Origin of the sequence: Halomonas sp. 141, from assembly GCF_002810305.1 — a bacterium.
GTDB lineage: Bacteria > Pseudomonadota > Gammaproteobacteria > Pseudomonadales > Halomonadaceae > Vreelandella > Vreelandella stevensii.
The window spans coordinates 1-23702 of sequence record NZ_PINZ01000009.1 but is presented as its reverse complement, the minus strand read 5'-3'; the positions used below and the strand labels follow the sequence as shown (position 1 = coordinate 23702).

The following is a 23702-nucleotide window of genomic DNA, read 5'->3' as shown; positions in this document are numbered from 1 at the left end:
GTGTAACATGCGTGATGCTCAACAGACAGATCAGTTGACCCTGTTTGGTCACTTCTCCTTGACCCAAGGGGAGGACGTGCTCACTCATTTCAGCTACGACAAGGTCAAGGCGCTGCTGGTATATCTGCTGCTCCATCGTCAGCCCGTCAATCGAGCCTCCCTGGCGGAGCTGCTGTGGCCAGACCAGGGCCTCTCCTCAGGCAGAACCAACCTGCGCCATGCGCTGCACTGCCTGCGCCAATCCATGGGCGAGCATGCCGATCACGTCCTCAACGTGTCGCGCCAGACCATTGCCTTTCATTTGCCGTCCCACTGGCAGGTGGATTTGCATGAGCTGCAGCAACTGCTGGAAGGGCCCAGGGATCTGGAGACGCTGGAAGCGCTGATGGAGTGCTACCAAGGGGATCTGATCGAGGAGCTGCAGCTCAGCAACTGCAGCGAGTTCCAGCGCTGGCTGGTGCAAGTGCGCAATGAGTGGCGCCAACGAGTCATCCGTTTTGCCGAACAGGTGCTGGAAGCACATGCCGAAGTGCCGGATGCCATGCTGGAAGGACTGGTCAGCCGCTTTTCAGGCTACGGCCCGTTCCACGAGCGCTGGGTGCGGCAGCTAGCCGAGCAGAACCAGATGGCCGCGGCTCACGAACAGTACAACAGCTACCTGCAACTGCTGGCACTCTCCGGGCAACAGCCTGAGCCCAGTTTCGTGCAATTGGCCAGTTTCTGGTCGGATGGTCACCACGACCCCCGGGCGATGTCGCCCCAGGGCGCCTTTTCGCGGGCGTTGGCGGCGGACAGCAAGCCGCTGCGCGAAGATGAGATCGAGCTGCGTCAGCTTTCGGTGATGGCCATCCGCTTGCGCTTGAAGGGTGACTGGCCAGATCGCGCGGCTACCCGCAACTGCCTGGCCTTGCAGCTGGAGCTGCTGAGATGGTTGGAGCAGCAGTGCCACCATCTGGGCGGTTTCTGGCTGCCGGGGGCAACGGGGGGCTTGGGTCTGGCCTGCTTCGGTACCCATGGTCCCGCCCATCAGCTGGCGGAGCTGGTGGCGCTTTACGAACACTGCCGTCAGGCGCTACCTCAGGAGAGCCGTCGCCACTGGGCCGGGGACGCCGAACCGCCGGTATTCGAACTGGCGGCCGGATTGCACAGCGGGCGCGTGGTCTACTTGCCCGAGCGCCAGCTGGCCGACCCGCTGGGCCAGGTGACGCAAGAGTCTCTGGAGTTGATGAGTGCCGCTGAGGGAAGCGAGCTGGTCATCTCTCAGGCAGCCAGCCAGCACATGCCCCCGGCGCTGGACTTGCAGCCCAGGCTGGTATCGCGTTTGGTGGCCAGCGATGGCCGCGTGCGTTTACGTGCGCTGGTGCTGGGCCAGAACGAAGGCGGGCGTGATGCCTTGCCACCGAGCCTGGTGGGAAGGGAAACCTCGCTACGCACCTTGCGCGATGCGCTGGCACGGGCTGGCATTGGTTTGCGGCAAAGCGTGTTGGTGCGGGGTGCCTCGGGCATGGGCAAGTCGGCGTTGATGGTGGGGTTTCGGCAGTTGGAGCTGAGCCGCGATGCGGCGATCTGCTGGCTTCCGACTACTCGGCTCTCGGTACTGGACCCATACGGTGTAGCCCGGTCGTTGCTGGCCTGGCACTTCGAACATCCGCCAACGCTCGATGCCGTGCATGCGCTGCAGGCAACGCTGGGCCTCGATACCTCGGATAGCGCGCGTCAGCAGCTGCTGGAAGAGGCGTTGGGGGTTCGCGAAGTTCAGGAAATCAGCCAGCTGACTCAAAATGGCGAAGCCGTGGAGCTGGTGGTGAAGCTCTTGCATCGGCTGATCGACCATCGTGCCGTGTCGCAAACTCTGGTGCTGATGATCGATGACCTGCAGTGGCTGGATGAACCCTCTTTCAATGTGTTGGCGGGGCTACAGGCACGTCTGTCGATCAACACGGCCTTCATGATGGTGGCCAGCCACCACGGCCGCGAACCGCTACCGGTCAAACTGCACTGGGATCAGCAGATCACCCTGAGCAAGCTGGATGCACTGCAGTCTTCGCGGCTGCTGTCGCAACTTTCTCGTCGTTATCGTATTCATCTGAGCCCACGGCTGCGCAACCAGATCATCGAGCGCTGTGATGGTGTTCCGCTGTATATGCAGGAGATCTGTCGTCGCCTCGACATGGATCGACGGGAGGGGCGCAGCGTACAGCTGGATGAGCTGCCCAAGGGGCTGCTGGGGCTACTGGCCAGTCGAATCGATCAGTTGGAAAGCGACCGGGATATTGCCCATATTGCAGCGGTGCTGGGCAAGCGTTTTCGACTGGACTTGCTGGCCGAATGCAGCGGTTGGGAAAAGCCCAGGTTGTGCCAAGCGCTAGAGCACATGCGGGCGCTGGAGATCATCGAGCCCATCGACAAGGAGGGCGGTGATCATGAGTACCAGTTCAGTCACCAGTTGCTTCAAGAGGCGGCCTACCTCTCCTGTCCCCGTGACGTCAGGGTCAAGCTGCATCAGCAGGTCGTGACCTTGATTGAGGAGCGTTTTCCGGTATGGATCAGTCGCCATCCGGGAGACTTTGCCACGCATCTGCGGCGCAGCGGCCACTATGCACGTGGGGCGCGCTACTTCGAGCTCTCCGCGCGGGAAGCGCTCAAGGTGAGTGCCAACCGCACGGCGCTGCGCATGGCCGACTTCGGCTTGGCCAGCCTGCGCCACGTAGCCCATGAGGTAGAGCGTGAAGTCAGCCTGCTGACGGTGCGTGGTCAGGCTGCGTTCGCCCTGGAAGGCCACGGTTCGCCCACGGCCCATGAAAGTTTTGTGAAGGCCCGTGAGCTGCTGCGCCAAACCGGGAGCGACACGCCTGACGACCCGGCAGACCTCGAGCAGATTTTCCTGGTGAAGTGGGGGCTATGGGTGGGGCGCAGCCAGCGCTATGCCCATGCCGACGCCTTTGCGCTGGCATCGACCCTGGCGGATATCGCCGCTCGCCTGGAAGACCCGCGCTACCGCCGATTGGCGGATTATGCGCGGGCACACTGTGAATACTGGGCGGGGCGTATTCAACAGGCCCACGACCACCTGGACGAAATCGATCCGCTGAATGCTCCCATGATGATCGAGTGGCTGCCGTTCTCGGATCATCCCCAGGTGACGGCGGCCTGTTTTCAGGGTTGGGCGCTTTGTCTGCGAGGTGATTACCATCGCGCAGAGTGGCATGTCGCGGCGGCCATTCGGCTGGCGGAGCAGATCGGCCACCCGGGTACCCTGGCCATGGCGCTGATGTTTGCGGCGGCATTGTATCGTCAGTTGGGCCATGTGCACTTGGCGGCCCGGCATGCCGAGCGAGCCGCGGCCATGACCGGTACGCCAGACCTGCAGCTTTGGCAGATTTCCGCGCAGGGGGTGCTGGGTTGGCAGCGGGCGTTGGCGGGGGATCAGGGCGGGCTGGTGCAAATGCACGACAGCCTGGATCAGATGGCCGAATTGAACGGCCGAGACCGCTTCCAGCGGCCCGTGTTGTGGTACTCCGATGCCTGTATCGAGCTGGGTGAGCTGCACGCAGCCGAAGAGTATCTCGACCAGTGCCTGGTGATTGCCCGTGAGCGCACGACTCTTTTCCTGCCCGAGCTGGCTACCCAACTGGCCCGCGTGCGTGACCTGCTGGGCCACCCTGCCCACGAGGTCAAGGCGTTGACGGAAATGGCTATTCAGCAATCCCGCGAGCATGGCAACCGCCATCAGGAGTTGGCGGCGCTGGAGCTATGGCTTACGCGTATAGCGCCCAATGACCAGCAGGCGAAAGAGGTGTTTCGTCGACTGTTGGGCGAGGTAAGCCATAGCGATGCGCCGGTGCTGGTGCGCTGGATCAGCCTGCTGGACCGTCGCTTGCCGCACCCGGTGAGCCTGGGCGGCGAGGTCTAACCGGCTGTGGCGGTTTCCCACCCGTAGAGTGTGGCGAGGGCCTCTTCTCGGTCCTCGCCACACACCTCCTTGTCGAAGTCGAACTGGCTGCATACGGCAGGGCGACGGGCATCACCAAAGAGCATGCAGAGGTTTTGCTCATTCAACTGCACGCAGCGAATGCCCGAAGGCTTGCCGCTTGGCATGCCGGGAATGGGCGAGCTGATGGACGGCGCTATGCAGCAGGCGCCACATCCCATGCGGCAAGACGCCTGCTGGTCGCTGGTAATCAGAGTCGTCATGGCGCTGCCTGCGCGGTAGCCCCCTTGTTGATACCTTCGAAGGCTTCTATATGGGTTTCCTGCTGAGTTTGTTCGGCGATACTGCTGGCCAGCCAACGGGCGATATTTTCCACGGTGGTGGGTGCCGGTAACACGCTGCACCGGTGAGTGGGCAGGGTGATCGAGAACGCTCCCTGTTCGGCTGTGTAGCGGCAGGTCAGAGTGGTATTCGTCTGCTCCGCCACATCGGCCTGCTCCAGCAGGTAACGGTTGTCCAGCCATTCACTCCATTGTGCCTCAAGAGCGGGCTGGCGCTGCTGGTGTTGATAGACATGCAGCCGTGAGCGGTGGCCATGGGCGATACGCTGGCAGTTGCCCAGATGGCGTTTCAGGCCGTGGCTGTAGCCATAGGATGCGCCTTCGATACGCTCTTCCTGCAGGTTCAGGGTGACACGGGTGACGTTGCGAGGCCGAGCGCGTGTCAGCTCTTCGCTCAGGAGCTGGGTCACCCTTGCCACCGAGATGTGTTCCCAGGGGAGCAGGGTGAACGCCTGCGCAGGCCCGCGTACTTCCATCGGATAGGGCGTGGTGGTGCGAATGCACAGGCCTTCTGCGCACTCGCTGACCTCTACGCCAGGCGCCTTGGTGGGCACCAGCAGCGTATGATCCAGCCCGTTGTCCAGCGTGCGCTTGATCCAGGGTTTCACTTCGCCAAAATCGAACAGCATGCCGTCTTCACCCAGTTCGCCATCCAGATGGGCGTCGACCTGCCAACTGCAGCCGGTCAAGCCGCGCTCAGGGCACCAGAGGGAGACATCGATATGGGTCAGGTGGTGAACGAATAAAGCCATCAATCGAATCCTGCGATCTTGTGGGTTTGCAGCGACAAGCGCCACTGGGGGTGGGCCATGCAATAGGCCGTCGTGGCGGCCACCGTGGCGGCATTGTGCTCAGCGACAGTGGTATGGATCGTGTCGGCATGCTGGGCGACGTGATCCATAGGCTGCAGGTAAAAGTGTCGAAAGTGCAGCGCGGTAAACTGCTCGGGCGGGGCGTCGTGCTGTGGGTACACCAGCTTCAGCTCATCCCCCTGATCAATGACCAGCGGGTTGCTGCCCTTGGGGCTGACGCATAGCCAGTCGATCCCCGCGGGGGCTGGCAGCGTGCCGTTGGTTTCCACGGCGACCTCGAACCCTTCGCTGTGCAGCATGGCGATGAGCGGGGTATCGAGCTGCAGTAACGGCTCTCCTCCGGTAAACACCACATAGGGCACCGCGCTGCCTGCGTTGGCTGGCCACAGCTGTTTGATATGCCGTGCCAGCTGTTGCGCACTCTCGAAGCGGCCGCCGTTGATCCCGTCGGTGCCAATGAAATCGGTATCGCAGAAGGTACACTTGGCCGTGGCTCGGTCGGCGTCACGCCCCGACCAGAGATTACAGCCTGTAAAGCGACAGAAAACGCTGGCGCGCCCCGCCTGGGCACCCTCGCCCTGCAGCGTGTAGAACGCTTCTTTGACGTGGTACATCAGCGGCCTCGCTCGGCAGGGGTGGCGTAAGCGAGGGGGTCGGTGGCCTGGTTGGCGGCAAAGGCCGCCAGCCGTTCGCGGCAACTGCCGCACTGCCCACAGGCGAGTTGCTGGCCTTCGTAGCAGGTCCAGGTATGCCGGTAATCGAGGCCCATGGCGAGCCCATCGCGCAGGATGTCGGCTTTACTGGAGGCCAGATAAGGGGCGTGGACGGTGACGGGCTCGAAGTTGGCAATCTGCGCCACGTCGTTCATGGCCTCGACGAAGGCCGGGCGGCAGTCGGGGTAAAGCACGTGATCGCCGCCGTGTGCGCCATAGTCGACACGGTTGGCGCCAATATTGACCGCCTTGGCAATGGCCAGCGACAGCAGGATCATATTGCGGTTGGGCACCACGGTACTGTGGAGCGAGTCGGCATCGTACTCCCCCTGGGGCATGGCCAAGGCCGAGTTGGTCAATGCCGAGTTGTCGATCAGCCCGTGAATGGCGCGAATATCGACGACCTGATGAGGGATGGCCAAGGACTCACATACCTGACGTGCAACGTCCAGTTCACGACGGTGGCGCTGACCGTAATCGAAGGATAGCGCATGGACAGCGAGGCCCTCGCGCAGCGCACGGTGAAGGACGGTATAGGAGTCCATGCCGCCGGAGTAGATGACGACGGTGGATGGCGCCTGGGCGCCGGATGATGCAGTGGATGACATGCTGGGTACTCATGGTCGGAGAATTTATGTCGTGCCTGCCTGAACCGCAGGGCGGTGTTCCGGGGTCCGGTCCGGAAGGCGGGCAGTTTACGCAATGCCGCTCTTGCTGACCAGTGCCCCGGGTGGCGGCATCCGGTGTGTCAATGGAATTGGCGTGATAAGCTACCCCTCTAAAGCCGCTAGAGATGGACGCATGGCCACCATAGAACATAGTGAAATCGTTCGAGCCTCCCCGGAGCGCGTATTTGACTTGTTACGCCGAGTGGAAGATTTTGCGGAGTATTCGGACTTGATACGCTCGATCGATCGTCTTGGCGAAAACCGCTACCGCTGGCATGTGCGGGCAGTGGGCATGGACTGGTCGTTTGACGTGGAGGTGACCGAGATCGAACCCCCGGAGGTATTGGCTTGGGAATCTCTGGATGGCGTCAAGAATCAGGGGCGCTACCAGCTGCGCGCCGTACCGGAAGGCACAGAGGTGTCACTGACCCTGAGTTATGACATTCGCAATCGTCTCATGGAAAAAGCGGTGAACAAGGCGGCCAGGCCACTGGTCGGAAAGGTCAGTCGACAAATTCTCGAGCGGGTTGAAGCACGCCTCCATGCGTAAATTATCTCTCTACTCCTGGCGCTGGGCGGCCGCGTTTGCGGTGGCTGCCATGCTGGCCTATGTATGGCTTTGGTACTCCCCGGACCTGATGGCGGTGAAGCGCTGGGCCGCCACCATGTCGCACCATCCGGTGGTCGTGGTGACCGTCATGCTGACCATGGCGGTGACACTTGCGATTGGCCTGCCCGGCAGTATTGGGCTGTGGTTGATCGCGCCTTTTTATCCGCCTTTGATCGCAACGCTCATGCTGACCGTCAGCAGTGTGGCGGGCGCCTGGGGGGCTTATTTACTGGCGGCGCGAGTCGGGCAGCGGTGGCAGCCCAAGGGGCTGACGCTCAAGGTCATGGATACCCTGAAAGCGCGAAGTGACCTGCTGACCCAATGTGCCATGCGAGTGCTGCCGGGGTTTCCGCACTCAGTGATCAATTTTGCGGCAGGCCTGGGGCATATTGCGCTGGGGCGCTATCTATTGGCTGCCACGCTGGGGCTGGCCGTGAAATGGGCCGTCTATAGCAGCGCCATTTACGGAGCGCTGGAAGCCATCGAGGAAGAGGACCCGCTACAGATGGACGTGCTGCTGCCCCTGTTGGCCCTGACGGCCCTGCTGCTGGCAGGGGCCTGGTACCGGCGCCGCCTGGAAGCGGCGCGGGATCAGACTTGAATTCAGGCGATCATTCCGCCTTGTGCATCGAGGCATCCAGATGATCGACCACCTCGGCCCAGTCGGCATCTTCTTCCACTGCTTCGCGTAGAAAATCCGCCTGGCCCTCGTTCCAGCAGGGGGCGTCGGCCAGCGGCATCTCCTTGGGTAACGGTGAATGTCGCTCAATAAAGCGTTCGATAGAAGCCGCGTCCGAGCGCAGCCCCAGCTGTTCAAACAGTTCACTAAAATGATGCACTGGTTGATCCATACGTTTTCACCTGTTTTCAGAAGGTTATGTTGCACTCCATGTGTCCTGTTTAACCATAGCCTGTCTGCTCCGGGATGCCAGTCTGGCTACCGCTCGCCCACTAACGGAGTGACGAAGCGCGTTGCTCGGTCGTCGTGGGTAAGCGGCTGCGCCAGCAAATGCACCAGCTTGGTGTAAGCTGCCTCGGGGGTCATGGAGCCCCCGGACAGCACGCCAGCATCCGTCAGGCCGTGGCCAGCAGAATAAGCGCCCAGGTGAAGGGTGCCTTGCGGGCACTGGCTGATCGCGGCCACCAGCTTTCCTTCTCCGCTGGCACGCGCCAGTACGGCTAACAGGTCCGGGTCGTCAGGCAAGTTGCCCGCTCCCCAGAGCTCCAGCAGTGCCCCCTTGACGCTGTCATTCGCCAGCCAACTGGAAAGTTGCCAGGCGGCTATGCCTGGCCACAGCGCGATGCGCACCACTTGCCCCTGAGCAAGGCACCCATAGTCCGGGAGTTCGAAGCGGGGCGCGCCACGCTGGTGAAGCGCCAGCCCCCGGCTGGGGTAAAGTACGCAGTCATCGCCTACCCGTTCGCCCAGCAGGGGGTAGTTGGGGGAGGCAAACGCGGTCATCGCTTCACAGTGCTGCTTCACCGCCCTGACACCCCGCATCAGGCGTCCCGCAAAGTAGATCGCCACTTCCTGAAGGGCGCTCATGGCGGCGAATTGCAGGGCGCCGCATACGTTGTCCAGAGCATCGCTATTGGCTGCCTCCAGCGGTTGCATGGCCCCTGTTAATACGACCGCCTTGTCCAGTCCTTGTAGCTGATAGGCCAGGCTCGAGGCGCTCCAACTGAGCGTGTCTGTGCCGTGCAGGATGACAAAGCCCCGGTAGGCGGAAAAACGGGCGGCGATATCGCCTGCCAGCGTTTGCCACGTGGCAGGCGTGGCGGCGCTGGAGTCGATCAGTGGGTCATGGCTGATGATGTCGTAGGCGGGGAGTGCCTGCTGTTGCGGGATAGGCAACTGCTGTAGAGCATTGTGTAATCTGTCGGCAAAGTTGCCTGCTGGCATCAGTCCGGTGGCGGTTGGCTGCATGCCGATCGTGCCACCGGTGTAGATGATCAGTATCCGCTCATGTGGGTAGGGGGTGTCTGTCAAACGAGGAGCGTTACTCATGGCCATGTCCTGGTAAAGGCAAAAAAGAGTTATTGAAGGTAGACGCGCAGCTGACCGCCTTGATCATCCAGCTGCCGGTTGCGACCTGCCAGACAGGCAAAGCCGCAACAAACCAGAATCAAGCCGATCAGTAGCCAGCCAATGTGTGCGGTCGAGGCGCCCATTTGCAGCATCACACCCACGCCGAAGGGGCCCAGCGCGGCCAGGGTGTAGCCGCCTCCCTGCACCAGCCCGGAAAGCTGTCCAGCCAAGGGGGCGTTGGCCGTGCGCAGCACCAGCAGGGCCAACGCCAGGCTGAAACTACCGCCCTGACCGAGGCCCAGCAGGGTGGCGCCAGGCCATCGCCAAGCCAATGGGGCAATCAACAGTAGCGCCAGGCCGATGGCCGTGGCGGCCAGTACCATGAGGAGAGCAGGCCGCTGGTCCTTATGCAAGCGGGCAACCCATGGGGCGGCCAGTGCCGAGGCCAGTTGGCTCATGATGGAGACCGCCATGGTCCAGCCAGCGTCTGCTTCGCTGTAGCCCCGGTCGATGAGCAGGGTGGGCAGCCAGCCAAACACGATGTAAGCCATGGAGGATTGAATGCCCATGAAGAGCATCACATGCCAGGTCAAGGGTTGGCGTAGCAAAGCGGCAAGCGGCACTCGGAAGGTGGGCTGAAGCGATGGTGCTGCGACGGGGCGTGGCGCAAAGCCCGACCATAGCAGCCAGGCTGCCAGGGCCAGTAGTGACCAGCTCATCAGGCTGAGTTGCCAACTGCCCAGCCAAGTCAGTAGCGGGACGCTCAGCCCTGCCCCCAGGGCGCCACCAAAGCAGAGCGCCATGGTGTACAGCCCGGTCAGCAGGTCGGCGCTGTGCGGCAGTTCGCGTTTGACGAGGGCGGGAAGCAGTGTGCCCGCTATCCCGATAGCACCGCCTGCCATGGCCGACCCCAGGTACAGCAACCCTGGCCAGGGAACTCCCCGTACCAGCAGGCCGGTCGCCAACAGCAGCAGTGCGGCACTCAGTGCCCGCTCACTGCCCAGGCGTTTGCTGAGCCAGGGTGCCAGCGGTGCGGCAAGACCCAGGCACAGCACGGGCAGTGTGGTCAAAATACCGGCAGCGGTAGGCGACAGCCCCGCGCTTTCCTGCAGCCTGTGCAGCAGGGGGGCCACCGAAGACATGGCCGGGCGCAGATTGAGCCCAACCACGAACATCAACAGGATGAAGCTGACGGCGCGGCGTGTCACCATGACGCGAACTTATTGCATGTAAGGGCGCAGGTCGCCGCGTACGGCATCCAGCAGGGTGATGAAGTGATAGTCCTGTGGGGTGTCGATGGCGTCCACACGTACCTGGGTTCGCATGCCCTTGTTGATGTCCAGCTTGTCGTAGATTTCCAGGGTCAGCTTGCGTGCCGGTTTGTCGCCTAACGCAATGGCGCCCTCGGCTAAATTGAAGGTTTCCAGCAGGGTGGCCCTGATGCGCGTACTGTTGCCTTCACTCAGCACGCGGCGCACGAACAGCCAGCCTTCACAAGGCAAGGAGGCGTTGTCATCGCACTCGCGCAGGAACAGCGTCCGATAGCAGGCGCCTTCCTGGGATGCTTTTTCGGCCATGCTGCGGTAAGCCTGCACGACCTGGCCAGAGGAGGCGCGGGCATCTTCCAGACGCTGTGAAATACCCTGATGTTCGCGGCTCAGCTGCTCCTGACGCTGAAAAGTCAGCCACTGGCGATAGTCTGCCATCAGTTGTGAAGACGCCATAGTCACTCCATGAATTGGTTCAGCGAAACGCCGGAATATGCGAGGCGATACATTCGCACATTCCGGTCCTTTGGGCTAGCGGCGAGCGCGGCGGCGACGTTCGCCACCGTTATTCGCTTGAGTGCTCTCGGAGGAGCGGCGGGCACGCGGTTGACGCTGGCCGCGGCGGCCGTTTTCGATAGGTTCGGGCTTGGCGTTGGGGTCAGGTTCGAAGCCGGGCTCAACGTGCTTGGGCAACGTTTGATTGATCAGCCGCTCGATGTTCTTGAGCAGGCCATGCTCATCGACGCACACCAGTGACACCGCTTCACCATTGCTGCCCGCACGGCCTGTGCGCCCGATGCGGTGGACGTAATCTTCGGCGACGTTGGGCAGGTCAAAGTTGACCACGTGGGGAAGTTCGCTGATATCCAGACCGCGTGCGGCGATATCGGTGGCAACCAGGACCTGCAAGTCACCGCTCTTGAAGGCCCCGAGTGCTCGAGTGCGCGCTCCCTGGCTCTTGTTGCCATGGATCGCCATGGCCGGAATGTCCTGCTTGGTCAGCTGCTCCGCCAGGCGATTGGCGCCGTGCTTGGTGCGCGTGAAGACCAGCACCTGGAACCAGCCATGTCGCTGAATCAAATGGGCCAGCAGGTCGCGTTTCTTGTCGCGATCCACGCGGTAGATGGCCTGCTCGATTTTTTCGGCCGTGGTGTTGCGCGGCGCCACTTCGATCATCGCCGGATTGTTCAGCAGCTGCTGGGCCAGGGCCTGGATCTCGTTGGAGAAGGTGGCCGAGAACAGCAGGTTCTGACGCGCTTTGGGTACCAGGCGCAGCAGACGTTTGATGTCGTGGATGAAGCCCATGTCGAGCATGCGGTCGGCTTCATCGAGTACCAGTATTTCCACGGCAGACAGGTCTACGTGACCCTGCTGGTGAAGGTCCAGCAGGCGTCCCGGCGTGGCCACCAGCACGTCCAGACCGGCTTTCAGGGCGTCTACCTGGGGTTGCTGGCCAACGCCGCCAAAAATGATGTGCGAGCGCAGTGACAAGTGCTGCCCATAAGCGGTGACGCTTTCACCCACCTGGGCGGCCAGCTCGCGGGTAGGGGTCAGGACCAGTGCACGTACCTGGCGTTTGCCCGGGCGTTTGCCTTGCACCAGGCGTTGCAGCATGGGCAGCGTGAAGCCAGCGGTTTTGCCGGTGCCCGTCTGTGCGCTGGCCAGCAGGTCTCGTCCTTCCAGAACGACGGGAATGGCCTGGCGTTGAATCGGGGTGGGCTGATGATAGCCCTGTGCGCCAACGGCGCTGAGTAGATCAGGGTGCAGACCAAGGTCAGAAAAGCTCATGCATTCTCCGCAGTCGCCAACCCCTCACTCTCTGAGTGAGGGGTTGGCGTCATGTTCAAGATACGAGGATGTCATTGCGCCATGAAGGCGCATCTAAGAATCAGATCGGGCAGCCACGACGGGCGTTTTAAAGCCACGCAGCCATTGCCCGCAGGGCTGCGTGGAAGTGATGGGGTGGCGCTTGCGAAAGGCGCTGTCGCCTAGTGTAACACGAAAGTCGCACTCAGCGCCGTTCATGCAGTCTTGAATTAGCGGCCCGTGAAATAGCCATTGCGCTGAACCTGCTCGGCGATTTGCACGCCTAGCAGGTTCCAGCTTTCACCCAGTGCGCGTACCAGGGCCGGGTAGCCGTCCTCCTCCAGGGGCGTTTCCGTGGTAAAGCTTTGCAGTGTGACCAGGCTATTGTCCTCGCGCCGTAGCTGCCACTGGCCGCTGGCCACTGCCATGCCATCGTGGCGTCCCTGGAACTGATCCACCTCAACGGATAGCGTCAAGGCGTCTGGCAGGGCGCCCTCTGAACGCACCACCTGCAGCTGGGGAAGCTGCTGGGCCAACTGCGCTCGCAGGCTACGTTCCAGCTGACGGCCAATGCCCTCGGCCCACTGGTGTTCACGAGCCTGGTTCAACGTGATGTCGTCCAACTGCATGACGATGCCATCCACGTCCAGATAGTGCGCCAAGCGTGGAGCGCGGATGGCCAGCGTGCCCGTGGGTTGGCTAGGGGCGCTGCTGGCCGCAGGGCTGGGGAGCATGTAGCGGGCAGGAGGAGTGACACTGCTTGCGCATGCGGTCAGCGCTACACAGGCAGCGACAATGATTAGCAGTCGTGTAAAAGGTTGCATCATGTTCTCTCCTGTCAGCGTGGGGCGCGGGGCGTCGGGTCCTGGGTGTCGAGGTTATCGAACAGCAGGGCGCGAGGATTTTCATTCAGCGTACGCGTAAGCGGCTGCAGGTCTCGCATCAGGCGGTCCAGCCGCTCGATGGCCGTGGTCAGCTCCTGATAGGCCGGTGACGACGGCGAGACACCCTGTAGCGTACTGCGCAGCTCTTCCAGCGTGCTGTTCAGGTTGCCGCCAATCGCGCGAGTTTCAGGGTCGCTGAGCAGTTCGTTGACCGAACGGCTGACGTCACGCACTTCGTTGAGCACCTGCTCGGAGGCTTGCAGGTTGCGGTCCATGCCCGCCAGAAGCGGTTCGACCTCCAGTGCGTTGAGCTTTTCCAGCAGATCGGTAATCTGCCCCTGAATCTGGGCAAAGCCACCGGCGACGGTGGGGAATACCGTCCGTTCCGAGAAAGTTTCCGCTATGTATTCATCGGCCAGGTCGCGCTGGAAGTTCAGATCGACGAACAGCGCCCCGGTGAGCAGACTGCCGTTTTTCAGCGACGCACGTAGGCCCAGACTAAACATCCTGGTGAAGCGATTGTCCCAATCTCCCAGATCGATATCTGAATTCTCGATGCCCAGCCGCTGGGGCTCGATGCGAATCAGTACGGGGATCGCAAACCGTGCTCTGGAATCAGGCTGAGGCGCGGTAAAATTCCAGGGTACCGCTGCCACGGTACCGATGCGCACGCCGCGAAACTCCACTGGCGCTCCGCGGGAAAGACCACGCACCGTGTCGTCGACCAGCAGCACGTATTCCAGGTAGCGGTTGAAGGTACCTTCGCGGGCGTCGTCTTCATCGGCGTAAAGATTGAAGCGCGCGTTATGCTCAACGGGTCGTCCCATGGGCAGATCTTCGGGCACGCCAAAGGTCACACCGCCGCCCAGCAATGCTTCGAGCGATTCGACATTGACCCGAAAGCCATTGGCATCCAGGCGAAAATCGACGCCGCTGGCCGTCCAGAATCGGGTGCTGTCGGTCACCAATTGGGAATAAGGTTCTTCGATGAAAACCTGGTGATACATGGTGCGCGAATCGGCATCGAAGCGGGTGTCTTCGACGCGACCAACGGTATAGCCCTGATAGGAAACCGGGTCGCCGACGCGTAGGGAGTTGCCCAGTTGGCTGACCAGGCTGATTTGAAGTCCGGCCTGTCCTGCCGTGGCCACCGGCGGCACGTCGCTGACGGAGAACTCCCTTCTCGGTTCGTCCGATTGGCCGGGCTCCAATTGAAGGTAGGCTCCGGATAGCACGGTGCCCAGGCCGCTGATGCCTTCGCGGCCAATGCGCGGCTTGACGACCCAGAATCGGCTGTCCTCTCTGAGCATGGCTTCGGCTTCGGGCTGGATTCGGGCGGTCATCACGGCTTGTGAGAGGTCGTCCGACAGGCGCACGCTTTGTACGCGACCAATCTCGACGTTGCGGCTGCGTATCAAGGTGCTGCCTGCCTCGATGCCTTCCGCGTTGCTCATGGTCAACGTGATCAAGGTGCCACGGCTGGTGTAGTTGTCATACACCAGCCACAGGCCAATGATGACGGCCACGAGCGGTACGATCCAGATGGGCGACAGGCGTGTCTGCCGAGAGGCTTTGGCTCGGTGGAGTTCGTTGTCAGTATCGGTGTTGGGGGTTACATCATTAGCCATCAATAGCGTCCTTGGTGGCCGTCGTGCGGCGGGCAGGGCGTGGAGTCGGAGAGTCCCAGATCAAGCGAGAGTCGAACGTCATGGCGGCCAGCATGGTCAGCACGACCACGGCGCCAAAAGCGAGTGCTGCGGGGCCGGGGGTGATCGACATCAGCGAACCGGCACGGATCAGGGCAACGAGAATCGCTACCACGAATACATCCACCATGGACCAGCGGCCAATGAACTCGGTGATGCGATATAGCCGCGTGCGGCTGTTGGCGTTGAGCTCGTCGCTGCGATTGATCATCAGGCATAACCATACCAGCGCGACCAATTTGCCGACAGGCACGATGACACTGGCAATGAAAATCACCGCAGCCACGGGCCATGACCCCATTTGCAGGAGCTGCACAACACCGCCAATGATGGTCGAGGGTGCCGTATGGCCAAGGCTGGTAGTGGTCATGATGGGGTAGACATTGGCAGGAATATACATGATCGCCGCAGCAAAGAGCAGCGCCCAGGTGCGCTGCAAGCTGTACGGAAGCCGTGTGTGCAATTTTTCGTGGCAGCGAACGCACCGTCCATGGCCTTTGTCCAGGCGGTTGACCAGCCCGCAGGTGGGGCAGCCCGTCACGTTCTGGCTCGCCGCCGTGGCACCCGTCAGGGTGCCTTCCGGGGCCAGTGGCTCGCCCTCCAATGAAAACCACATCCAGTCCGCGTCGATGGACTGTGTGGTCATCAGTAGCAGGATCGCGAACACACAGAAGGCCCAAAAGGAGATGCCTAGCTCGATCTGTGCCATGCCGGCCACTTTGATCAGGCTGACCAGCGCGCCGATGATGAATACATCGGCCATCATCCAGGGGGTCAGGTGGGCCAGTGAGCGAGCGATATCACGACTCAATGGCAGCGGGCGGGCGCGCAGTAGCCCGAACTGCAGCCAGATGACCCCCGTCAGGTAGACCGCAGGCAGTACCACGATGGTCATGATCACTGCGATGGCCACGACAGGCTGATGAAAATTGATCAGCGCCGTGGCCGTCTGGGTCAGCTCGATGCGGTTGCCGATACCGCCTACGCTGAAGCTGACGAAAGGAAACGAAACGGCCAGGATGAGTGCCACCAGTGAGGCAATGGCCAGTGCCATGCTACGTTGCGCGGGGTAGCGGTGGCGCTTGACCAGCACATGGGAGCATCGTGGGCAGGAGGCCTTCTCACCCGAGCCCAAAGGGGGCAGGGCCGAGACCCAGTCGCACTCATGGCAGGCGCGCAGCCGTCTGCGCTGGACGCGTGCCTCGGGGGGCGTGCAGTCCACGGCGGGGGTATGCATGGAAAGGGTGGGTCGTTTCATGAAAGAGACATCAGGTAATAGCAAACTCTCGATAGTTGGCGCATTTTAAATCAATATAGAGCCGAGACGTGAGTGTCAAATCAGGGTCACCACGCTTCTCTTGAACTCGGTGCTTGACCCCGCCTCCCGGTTCGACAAGGATGCAGCCGCGATAGTGCCTAATACGATGACATTAAGGAACCGAAATGTTGCTTGCCTTTGTAGCAGTGGTGGTAGGGCTCGTCCTGCTGATCTGGAGTGCTGAAAAATTTATCGATGGCGCTGCTGCTACCTCGCGGTGGTTGGGGTTGTCGCCACTGCTGATCGGTATGCTGGTGATCGGATTCGGAACGTCGGCCCCTGAAATGATGGTCTCCGTACTGGCGGCCATGCAGGGTAATCCCGGGCTGGCGGTAGGCAATGCTTACGGATCCAATATTGCCAACATAGGGCTGGTGCTGGGTTTTGTGGCGCTTATAGCGCCGCTGGCGGTGCACTCCAGCGTTATTCGCAAGGAGATGCCGCTATTGGTGGCGGTCATGCTGCTGACTGGTTACATGCTGATGGATGGCTGGATTTCCCGCGGTGAGGCAGTGTTGCTGCTGGCCGCGCTGGGGATCTTCATTACGGTCAGTATCATCCAGTCACGGCGTCATCAGGCGGATGCACTGACCGATGAAGTGACGGAGAGCCTGGACAGCAAGCCGCTGTCACGTGGTAAAGCAGTGATGTGGACGCTGGTGGGGTTAGTGCTGTTGGTAGCCAGCTCGCGTCTGTTGGTGTGGGGCGCGGTAGAAATTGCCGTAGGATTTGGTGTCAGCGATCTCATCATCGGTTTGACGGTGGTGGCCGTCGGTACGTCGTTACCCGAGCTTGCCTCGTCCATCAGTGCCTTGAGGCGCAAAGAGCACGATATGGTGCTGGGCAACGTGGTCGGTTCCAATCTGTTCAATAGTCTGGCCGTCGTCGGGTTGGCGGGTGTGATCGCGCCAATCGAGGCGGGTCGTGAGGTGCTGGTGCGTGACTGGAGCGTGATGACCTTCATGACGCTGATGATGGTGCTGTTTGCATTCTCCTGGCGTGGCCGTCCGCGGCGGATCAATCGTCTGGAGGGTGGCGTGCTGTTTTCCCTGTTTGTCGCCTACACCGGCTACATGGTCAGTCTGGTGGTGATGACATGACTTTTTTTAATTGAAAAAGAGCAGTTTGCCTGAATGGCATGCGTCAATGCGACACAGCTTTTTGGGCAAACTTGCGCTGTATAACGGGTGTCGAAGCGTTAAAATGCAACACAGCTAAAGAATAAGCTTAGTGCTTATAACTAAAATGCGGTGCCATTAAGGCTCAACTAAGCTTGTGTAACCCATTGATGGGATATTGATCCAGGTCTTAGGAGCGTGTGATGGAACTCGACCCCCTTGTACTATCGCGAATGCAGTTCGCCTTCGTTGTATCGTTTCATGCGATCTTTCCGGTCTTCACCATCGGACTGGCGTCTTACATAGCGCTGCTTCATGGGCTGTTCTTCAAGACCAACAACCCCGCCTGGGACCGCCTGGCACTGTTCTGGACCAAGGTGTTTGCCGTGGTTTTCGGTATGGGCGTGGTCTCCGGGATCGTCATGTCTTTTCAGTTTGGCACCAACTGGAGTAACTTCTCCCAGGCAGCGTCCAACTTCCTCGGGCCGGTGCTCAGCTACGAGGTCGTTACCGCTTTCTTCCTTGAAGCGGCATTCCTCGGTGTCCTGCTCTTTGGCCGAGGCAAGGTGCCACAAGGGGTGCACTTGTTTGCTGCCATCATGGTGGCGATCGGTACGTTCATTTCGTCGTTCTGGATTCTTTCTGCCAACAGCTGGATGCATACGCCGGCAGGGGTAGAGCTCATCGACTATCGGTTCCACGTGGTTTCCTGGACCGAAGCGATATTCAACCCCTCCTTTCCTTACCGCTTCGCACACATGGCCATGGCATCCTTCCTGACCGGTGGCTTCGTGGTGGCCGGTGTGAGTGCCTGGTTCCTGCTGCGTGGTCGTGACCCGGAAGCCAACCGTCGAGCACTTTCCATGTGCCTTTGGTTGCTGCTGTTTTTGGCGCCAGCCCAGGCGGTCGTGGGGGACTTCCATGGTTTGAATACCCTGGAGCACCAGCCGGCCAAAGTGGCGGCCATGGAAGGGCATTGGGAGACCTCTGGCAACGTTCCGCTGCTGCTGTTCGCCATCCCGGATCAGGAAGCACAAACCAATCGCTTTGAAATCGGCATTCCCAATCTTGCCAGCCTCATCCTGACCCACTCTACGGATGGGGTTATTCAGGGGCTGAATGAATTTGCTCCTGAAGAGCAGCCACCGGTCTGGATCGTCTTCTGGGCGTTCCGCGTGATGGTGGGGATTGGACTATTGATGATTGCCACCGCCTTGGCAGGACTGTTCCTGCGTCGTAAAGGCAAGTTCCATCAGCACACCGGGTTCCTCAAGACGCTGGTGTATATGATCCCCATGCCGTTCGTCGCCGTGTTGGCTGGCTGGGTAGTCACCGAATCTGGACGAGCCCCATGGCTGGTATACGGCATGATGACCCACGCAGAAGGCGTTACGCCTTCGCTGACCGGCCCCATGGCGCTGTTTACGCTGGTGGGCTACGTGCTGGTGTATGCGGTGGTGTTCTATGCCGGTATCTACTACCTGACCCGCGTGGTGCGTAACGGCATGCTGCCCAAGGAAGAGCGTGAAACGGTAGGTGACAACTTCAGACGCCCCATGCGCCCGCTATCGGCCACGGAAACTCCCTTTGATGACGATGTCGACCCGGTGAGGAACTGAGACATGGAAATGTTTGATCTGACGATAATCTGGGCAGGCATCATCGGGTTCGGGTTGATGATGTACGTGTTGATGGACGGTTTCGATCTGGGGCTTGGGATTCTGTATCCCTTCGCCCCGGACGAAGATGCCCGGGATGTGATGATGAACTCCGTGGCGCCGGTCTGGGACGGCAACGAGACGTGGCTGGTGCTGGCGGGTGCCGGTTTGCTCGGGGCTTTCCCGCTGGTCTATTCGGTCTTCCTGCCCGCACTCTATATTGGCGTGTTCTTGATGCTGGCGGGGCTTATTTTCCGGGGGGTGGCCTTCGAGTTCCGCTTCAAATCCCGGCGCAATCGTCGCTGGTGGAACCGCGCTTTCTGTTGGGGCTCCGGCGTGGCCGCTTTCGCTCAAGGGGCGGTGGTCGGTGCTTACATTCAGGGGTTTCATGTCGAAAACTTTGCCTTTGCAGGTGGCGCTTTCGATTGGCTGACGCCATTCTCGGTACTGACCGGCTTCGGCCTGATGGCAGGTTATGCGTTGCTGGGAGCCACCTGGCTGATCTTGAAATCCGAGGGGCATATTCAGGAGTGGGCTTACAAGGTGACGCCGCTGCTGTTGGCGCTGGTGCTGGGCGTCTTCGGTATCATTAGCATCTGGACACCGTTCGTGAATCCGGTGGTTTGGGAGCGCTGGTTCGGTCATTTGCAGCTGATCTGGATATTCCCGGCACTGGCGCTGCTGTCGGCCTTCATGGTGTATCGCTCCGTGAAGCGTCGTAACGAGGGCATTCCCTTCGTGGCCACCATCGGCATCTACGTGTTCACTTACCTGGGGCTGATCGTCAGCAAGTGGCCCATCATCGTGCCACCGAACTACACGCTGTGGGATGCCGCCTCCGCCCCTGAGTCTCAGCTGTTCCTGCTGATCGGTGTGCTGTTCGTCATTCCGATCATCCTGACCTACACTGCCTGGACCTACTGGGTCTTCCGCGGCAAGGTGCGCGTTGGCGAAGGGTATCACTGATTCATGGCCTCTCCTGCGGCCCAGTCGAATTCGTTGACGCCGCGCCGTTGGCTGAGCACGCTGGCTCGTCGTGAGCGTGCTCGGCTAGCGCTGGCAGCGTGCTTCGGCGTGCTGTCTGGTGCTCAGACGATCCTGCTGGTGGTCGGGTTGGCGTGGTCGATTGAGCAACTGGTCGTGCATGGCCGCTCACCTGTCACGCTGGTACCCGTGCTGCTCGGCCTGGTGGTGGCCGTGGCGTTGCGCTCACTGTTTCTTGCCCTGCAAGAGTCGTTGAGTGCAACTGCCAGCTTGCGCATCCGTCAGTACGCTCGGGAGCAGGTCTTGAACAAGGTTGCCGCGCTAGGCCCGGTCTGGATGACGCGGCAGCAGAGCGGAGCCTTGGCGACCCAGTCGGTTGAGCACATCGAAGCCCTCGATGGCTATTTTGCGCGCTTTCTACCCCAAATGCGCATCGTGCTATTGCTGCCACTGCTGATTGCCGCGGTGGTGGGGTGGCTCGATTATCTGGTGGCCATCTTCTTGTTGCTCTCTGCGCCATTGATTCCGCTGTTCATGGCGCTGGTCGGCATGGGGGCAGAGCGTCTCAACAAGGAGCAGTTCGCTTCTGTTGCCAGGCTCTCGGCGCATTTCGTTGACCGCGTACGCGGCATGACGACGCTGCAGCTGTTTGGTCATACGCGTGCTGCCCAGCAGGACGTCTGGTATGCCACTGATCAGTATCGCCGCCTGAGCATGCGCACGCTTAGGTTGGCATTTCTTTCGTCAGCGGTATTGGAATTTTTTGCCTCGGTGGCCATTGCCGTCGTCGCCATGTACGTGGGGTTTGGTCTGTTGGGCTATATCGATTACGGTCCTTCCCCCTCGCTGACCCTGTTCAGTGGTCTGGCGGTGTTGCTTCTGGCTCCGGAGTTCTTCCAGCCCTTGCGCACCCTCTCGCAGCATTATCACGACCGTGCTGCGGCGCTGGGGGCGGCAGAGAGTATCGTGACCATCCTCGATGAGCCTGACGTGGTGCCGACTCGGTTTGACGCCCCCGCCGAACCAGATGCATTGATTGAATTGGTGGATGCCGAGGTGGGCTATGGTCGGCACTCGGCGGTCTTGACGGGCGTCTCGGCTACGATACGTCAGGCGGATGTGGTGGTCATTACCGGAGAGTCAGGCAGTGGCAAATCTTCCTTGCTGGCGCTGATGGCCGGTTTCATGGCGCCTCTGCGTGGCGCTTGCAGAGTCCGCCAGGGCGAGCAAGTGGCGTGGCTGGATCAATCACCCTGCATCATTCAAGGGTCGTTGGCCGATAACCTGCGCCTGGCGGCGCCTGATGCGACACCGGCTGCCATGCAGGAGGCCCTGGAAAAAGCTGGCCTGGGGGAACTGTTGGTTGCCTTGCCCCATGGCCTGGAGACGGTGGTGGGGGAGCGCGGGGTCGGCTTGTCGGGAGGTCAGGCGCAGCGCTTGACCCTGGCTCGGGTATTTCTCAGCCAGGCACCGCTGGTGTTGTTGGATGAGCCCACGGCCAGCCTTGATTCGGCGACGGAAAAGAGCGTGATCGACGCACTGCTGGCCTGGTCGGCGGAAGGGCGAACGTTAGTCATGGCAACACATCACCCTGCGGTGATGGCCGTTGCCACTCGCCACTGGGTGTGTCGAGACGGCCAGCTTCACGAGGTGGCGCCATGAAGTTTCTGCACAATGACCTGAGCCCATGGCTGGCGCTCATGTTAAGGCGCAGGCAGCGCTTCCTCGTGGGTGCGCTGCTGGTATGGGTAACGTTGCTGGCGGGCCTTGCCCTGCTGGGTTTGTCCGGCTGGTTCATTGCGGCGTGTGCCTTGGCGGGCATTGCGTTGGCTGCCGGGTTGCCGTCATCGCTGGATATTTATGTGCCCGGCGGCGGCATTCGTTTTTTTGCCTTGCTGCGCACCGTCGCTCGATATACCGAGCGGCTCTACAACCACAATACCGTGCTGACGCTGCTGGCGGATTTACGCTATCGCGTCTTTGGTGACTTGACGCGCCTGGATGACGCATCGCTGCGGCGTCGGCGAGTCGGTGAGTGGTTGAGTCGCCTGACGGCGGATATCGATGCCCTGGATAGCCTGTATCTGCGCCTACTGGTGCCGCCAGTAGTGGCCTTGTTTAGTGTCTGGATCGTCGCAGGTTTCATCGCTATCTGGTTGCCGCTGGTGGGAGCCGTCGTGGCCTGTGTATTGACGCTGCTGTGGCTGGTCATCACCCTGGGCTTTGCCAGGCTGGGTTTCACCAACAGCCATCGGCAAGTGGATGATCAGGAGGAGCTTCGGCGGCTGGTGTTGGATCAGGTACAGGCGTCTGCTGAGCTGCTGAGCTACCGAACCAGTGACTGGTACCGCAGGAAAATACGAGCTCACGAACAGCAAGCGCTGGATAACCAGCGTCAGTTGGCCGTGAAGGCTGCGCTGGGAAATGCGCTACTGATGGCGGTAACGGGGCTGTTGATCATCGGTGTGCTCTGGCTGGGGGGGCTGGCACTGGCCGAGCAGCGCGTGGTGGGCCCCATCATGGTCATGGCCGTGATTGCCGTGTTTGGTATCAATGAGGTGCTGGCCAGCCTGCCTGCCGCTTTTGTGCGGTTTGGCGCCAGCCACGGGGCGGCCCAGCGGCTGAATGCCCTGCAGGCGACACAAGGGCAAACGCGTGTGGGCTCTCTTCCGGATGACGAGGGTGGCCATGCCCTGCAACTGCGTGAGGTCATGTTCCGTTATCCGGATGTGGCGGGCTGGGCGATATGCCAGGTTTCCCTGACCCTGCCCGCCGGTCAACGTGGTGCCATCATGGGTATTTCGGGTTCGGGCAAGTCGACGCTGGCCAATTTGATCATGGGCCGCATCTCTCCCACTGAGGGGGACGTGTGGGTGGCGGAGCATGCACCCTCGGCCGTTACCCTCGAAAGTAGCGCAGCGCATATGGGTTATCTGCCCCAGCAAATAGACCTGTTCGATGGCTCGCTGGCCGATAACCTGCGGATCGCCAAGCCTGACGCGACAGACGAAGAGCTTTGGCAGGTGCTGGCCCAGGTAGCGCTTTCAGATTGGACGGCACGCCAGCCTCGTCAGCTGGCGACTCAGGTGGGAGAAAGAGGGCAGCAGCTTTCAGGCGGGCAGGCGCGCAGAGTGGCGTTGGCGAGGCTTTTTTTACGCTCACCCTCGGTGGTATTGCTGGATGAGCCCTTCGCGGGAGTGGATGCGGCAACGGCCCGGCACGTAGCGGCCTCGCTGGACGCCTGGTTGGTAGGCCGTACGGCGATTTTCTTTGTTCATCAAGTGGATGATGCGGCCCTGGTGCCGGGGTTGGCTCATCAATGGCGGCTTGATGGCGGTAAGTTAATTCACGATACTTCATCATGATATTCACCGAATCGGCAAGTAGGCGACGACCATGAACGACTTTTTACGACACCTTCCCAAGGCTGAGCTTCACTTGCATATCGAAGGCTCTCTCGAGCCGGAACTGATGTTCCAACTGGCGGAACGTAACGGCATCGAACTCCCCTATGCCACGGTCGAAGAGGCCAAGGCAGCGTATGATTTCAAGGATTTGCAAGGGTTTCTGAATCGTAACTATTCAGGTGGTTGCGGATAGCCTGTCGCCAACCACCTGATTTTTCTGGTATAGTGTGCCTAATCCTTCGGCATATCTATGCGGTGACATGACCATCAGCGATATCAACGTCGACGAGGCTCTGGAGCGGGTCCGACAGCAGCTCAAGGAAGACCAGACGGTCTCTCCGTCGCTGCGTGCGGCCATCGATGTGCTGATGCTGCTGGTCAAGCTCATGGCCGATCGCCTGGCCACCAGTAGCCGCAACAGCAGCAAGCCACCGTCCCAGGATCCCAAT

At 60.9% G+C, this 23702-nt stretch carries 21 protein-coding genes and 1 pseudogene; 10 read left to right on the top strand and 12 right to left on the bottom strand.

Annotated elements, in window-relative coordinates:
* Positions 1–7 precede the first annotated feature (7 nt).
* On the top strand, positions 8–3913 hold the full coding sequence (locus CWI66_RS06245; RefSeq protein WP_100731218.1) for an AAA family ATPase: 3906 nt from the start codon (positions 8–10) through the stop codon (positions 3911–3913).
* Here the strand turns inward: CWI66_RS06245 and CWI66_RS06240 are convergent.
* The 4 genes from CWI66_RS06240 to queC are packed head-to-tail and all read right to left on the bottom strand — an operon-like array spanning position 3910 to position 6405.
* Entirely contained in the window at positions 3910–4194 is a 285-nt protein-coding gene (locus CWI66_RS06240; RefSeq protein WP_100731217.1) for a YkgJ family cysteine cluster protein, read from the bottom strand. The two genes, CWI66_RS06245 and CWI66_RS06240, sit on opposite strands and share 4 nt — an antisense overlap.
* Positions 4191–5024 (bottom strand): 6-carboxytetrahydropterin synthase, encoded by an 834-nt coding sequence (locus CWI66_RS06235; protein ID WP_100731216.1) that lies wholly within the window; start codon positions 5022–5024, stop codon positions 4191–4193. The genes CWI66_RS06240 and CWI66_RS06235 overlap by 4 nt, the downstream gene beginning before the upstream one ends.
* The gene (queE, locus tag CWI66_RS06230) at positions 5024–5698 is read right to left on the bottom strand and encodes a 7-carboxy-7-deazaguanine synthase (RefSeq protein ID WP_100731215.1); all 675 of its coding nucleotides are present in this window, start codon (positions 5696–5698) and stop codon (positions 5024–5026) included. The genes CWI66_RS06235 and queE overlap by 1 nt, the downstream gene beginning before the upstream one ends.
* On the bottom strand, positions 5698–6405 hold the full coding sequence (gene queC, locus CWI66_RS06225; protein WP_100731214.1) for a 7-cyano-7-deazaguanine synthase QueC: 708 nt from the start codon (positions 6403–6405) through the stop codon (positions 5698–5700). Before queC ends, queE begins: the two co-directional genes overlap by 1 nt.
* A gap of 193 nt (positions 6406–6598) precedes the next feature.
* On the opposite strand from queC, the gene CWI66_RS06220 reads away from it, so the two are divergent.
* Positions 6599–7015 (top strand): SRPBCC family protein, encoded by a 417-nt coding sequence (locus CWI66_RS06220; protein ID WP_100731213.1) that lies wholly within the window; start codon positions 6599–6601, stop codon positions 7013–7015.
* Positions 7008–7676, top strand: a complete 669-nt coding sequence (locus CWI66_RS06215; protein WP_016913979.1) for a TVP38/TMEM64 family protein — start codon at positions 7008–7010, stop codon at positions 7674–7676. Before CWI66_RS06220 ends, CWI66_RS06215 begins: the two co-directional genes overlap by 8 nt.
* Before the next feature lie 10 nt (positions 7677–7686).
* Here CWI66_RS06215 and CWI66_RS06210 read toward each other — a convergent pair whose 3' ends face one another.
* From CWI66_RS06210 to CWI66_RS06175, 8 genes are all read right to left on the bottom strand, one after another.
* Entirely contained in the window at positions 7687–7926 is a 240-nt protein-coding gene (locus CWI66_RS06210; RefSeq protein WP_016913978.1) for a DUF2789 domain-containing protein, read from the bottom strand.
* Between the two features lie 86 nt (positions 7927–8012).
* A complete protein-coding gene (locus tag CWI66_RS06205) occupies positions 8013–9083 on the bottom strand; it encodes an asparaginase (RefSeq protein WP_100731212.1) in 1071 nt (356 codons plus the stop codon).
* A gap of 29 nt (positions 9084–9112) precedes the next feature.
* Positions 9113–10315, bottom strand: coding sequence for an MFS transporter (locus tag CWI66_RS06200; RefSeq protein WP_100731211.1), 1203 nt, complete (start codon positions 10313–10315; stop codon positions 9113–9115).
* 9 nt (positions 10316–10324) lie between these two features.
* The gene (locus CWI66_RS06195) at positions 10325–10828 is read right to left on the bottom strand and encodes a hypothetical protein (protein ID WP_016913975.1); all 504 of its coding nucleotides are present in this window, start codon (positions 10826–10828) and stop codon (positions 10325–10327) included.
* A 75-nt stretch (positions 10829–10903) separates the two neighbouring features.
* Complete coding sequence (locus tag CWI66_RS06190; protein ID WP_016913974.1) at positions 10904–12160, bottom strand: DEAD/DEAH box helicase; 1257 nt, start codon at positions 12158–12160, stop codon at positions 10904–10906.
* A 248-nt stretch (positions 12161–12408) separates the two neighbouring features.
* Positions 12409–13005, bottom strand: coding sequence for a PqiC family protein (locus tag CWI66_RS06185; protein WP_100731210.1), 597 nt, complete (start codon positions 13003–13005; stop codon positions 12409–12411).
* Positions 13006–13016: 11 nt separating this feature from the next.
* Positions 13017–14690, bottom strand: a complete 1674-nt coding sequence (gene pqiB / locus CWI66_RS06180) for an intermembrane transport protein PqiB (RefSeq protein ID WP_100731209.1) — start codon at positions 14688–14690, stop codon at positions 13017–13019.
* Positions 14683–16026 carry a paraquat-inducible protein A gene (locus CWI66_RS06175; protein WP_189464035.1) on the bottom strand — a complete coding sequence of 448 codons (1344 nt, stop codon included), beginning with the start codon at positions 16024–16026 and terminating at the stop codon, positions 14683–14685. Before CWI66_RS06175 ends, pqiB begins: the two co-directional genes overlap by 8 nt.
* Before the next feature lie 185 nt (positions 16027–16211).
* Here CWI66_RS06175 and CWI66_RS06170 point away from each other — a divergent pair, with 185 nt between their 5' ends.
* The 7 genes and pseudogenes from CWI66_RS06170 to CWI66_RS06140 all read left to right on the top strand — a co-directional run.
* Positions 16212–17186, top strand: coding sequence for a calcium/sodium antiporter (locus CWI66_RS06170; protein WP_100731207.1), 975 nt, complete (start codon positions 16212–16214; stop codon positions 17184–17186).
* Positions 17187–17407: 221 nt separating this feature from the next.
* Positions 17408–18823 carry a cytochrome ubiquinol oxidase subunit I gene (locus tag CWI66_RS06165; RefSeq protein WP_100731206.1) on the top strand — a complete coding sequence of 472 codons (1416 nt, stop codon included), beginning with the start codon at positions 17408–17410 and terminating at the stop codon, positions 18821–18823.
* Positions 18824–18826: 3 nt separating this feature from the next.
* Positions 18827–19828 carry a cytochrome d ubiquinol oxidase subunit II gene (gene cydB, locus CWI66_RS06160; protein ID WP_016913968.1) on the top strand — a complete coding sequence of 334 codons (1002 nt, stop codon included), beginning with the start codon at positions 18827–18829 and terminating at the stop codon, positions 19826–19828.
* A gap of 3 nt (positions 19829–19831) precedes the next feature.
* On the top strand, positions 19832–21508 hold the full coding sequence (gene cydD / locus CWI66_RS06155) for a thiol reductant ABC exporter subunit CydD (RefSeq protein WP_100731205.1): 1677 nt from the start codon (positions 19832–19834) through the stop codon (positions 21506–21508).
* Complete coding sequence (gene cydC, locus CWI66_RS06150) at positions 21505–23211, top strand: thiol reductant ABC exporter subunit CydC (RefSeq protein ID WP_100731204.1); 1707 nt, start codon at positions 21505–21507, stop codon at positions 23209–23211. Before cydD ends, cydC begins: the two co-directional genes overlap by 4 nt.
* Before the next feature lie 31 nt (positions 23212–23242).
* Positions 23243–23434: pseudogene (locus CWI66_RS06145) on the top strand (adenosine deaminase); the annotation flags it as partial.
* Positions 23435–23513: 79 nt separating this feature from the next.
* Positions 23514–23702, top strand: a 189-nt coding sequence (locus CWI66_RS06140; protein ID WP_232710767.1) for a DUF6444 domain-containing protein, incomplete at its 3' end; no start/stop codon positions are given.

Excerpts from the sequence above, each read along its gene's own strand:
- cydB (WP_016913968.1), top strand. The coding sequence starts at position 18,827 with ATGGAAATGTTTGATCTGACGATAATCTGGGCAGGCATCATCGGGTTC.
- CWI66_RS06200 (WP_100731211.1), bottom strand. The coding sequence starts at position 10,315 with ATGGTGACACGCCGCGCCGTCAGCTTCATCCTGTTGATGTTCGTGGTT.
- CWI66_RS06205 (WP_100731212.1), bottom strand. The coding sequence starts at position 9,083 with ATGAGTAACGCTCCTCGTTTGACAGACACCCCCTACCCACATGAGCGG.
- cydC (WP_100731204.1), top strand. The coding sequence starts at position 21,505 with ATGAAGTTTCTGCACAATGACCTGAGCCCATGGCTGGCGCTCATGTTA.
- cydD (WP_100731205.1), top strand. The coding sequence starts at position 19,832 with ATGGCCTCTCCTGCGGCCCAGTCGAATTCGTTGACGCCGCGCCGTTGG.
- queC (WP_100731214.1), bottom strand. The coding sequence starts at position 6,405 with ATGTCATCCACTGCATCATCCGGCGCCCAGGCGCCATCCACCGTCGTC.
- CWI66_RS06235 (WP_100731216.1), bottom strand. The coding sequence starts at position 5,024 with ATGGCTTTATTCGTTCACCACCTGACCCATATCGATGTCTCCCTCTGG.
- pqiB (WP_100731209.1), bottom strand. The coding sequence starts at position 14,690 with ATGGCTAATGATGTAACCCCCAACACCGATACTGACAACGAACTCCAC.
- CWI66_RS06185 (WP_100731210.1), bottom strand. The coding sequence starts at position 13,005 with ATGATGCAACCTTTTACACGACTGCTAATCATTGTCGCTGCCTGTGTA.
- queE (WP_100731215.1), bottom strand. The coding sequence starts at position 5,698 with ATGTACCACGTCAAAGAAGCGTTCTACACGCTGCAGGGCGAGGGTGCC.
- CWI66_RS06220 (WP_100731213.1), top strand. The coding sequence starts at position 6,599 with ATGGCCACCATAGAACATAGTGAAATCGTTCGAGCCTCCCCGGAGCGC.
- CWI66_RS06190 (WP_016913974.1), bottom strand. The coding sequence starts at position 12,160 with ATGAGCTTTTCTGACCTTGGTCTGCACCCTGATCTACTCAGCGCCGTT.
- CWI66_RS06240 (WP_100731217.1), bottom strand. The coding sequence starts at position 4,194 with ATGACGACTCTGATTACCAGCGACCAGCAGGCGTCTTGCCGCATGGGA.
- CWI66_RS06215 (WP_016913979.1), top strand. The coding sequence starts at position 7,008 with ATGCGTAAATTATCTCTCTACTCCTGGCGCTGGGCGGCCGCGTTTGCG.
- CWI66_RS06165 (WP_100731206.1), top strand. The coding sequence starts at position 17,408 with ATGGAACTCGACCCCCTTGTACTATCGCGAATGCAGTTCGCCTTCGTT.
- CWI66_RS06210 (WP_016913978.1), bottom strand. The coding sequence starts at position 7,926 with ATGGATCAACCAGTGCATCATTTTAGTGAACTGTTTGAACAGCTGGGG.
- CWI66_RS06195 (WP_016913975.1), bottom strand. The coding sequence starts at position 10,828 with ATGGCGTCTTCACAACTGATGGCAGACTATCGCCAGTGGCTGACTTTT.
- CWI66_RS06245 (WP_100731218.1), top strand. The coding sequence starts at position 8 with ATGCGTGATGCTCAACAGACAGATCAGTTGACCCTGTTTGGTCACTTC.
- CWI66_RS06175 (WP_189464035.1), bottom strand. The coding sequence starts at position 16,026 with ATGAAACGACCCACCCTTTCCATGCATACCCCCGCCGTGGACTGCACG.
- CWI66_RS06170 (WP_100731207.1), top strand. The coding sequence starts at position 16,212 with ATGTTGCTTGCCTTTGTAGCAGTGGTGGTAGGGCTCGTCCTGCTGATC.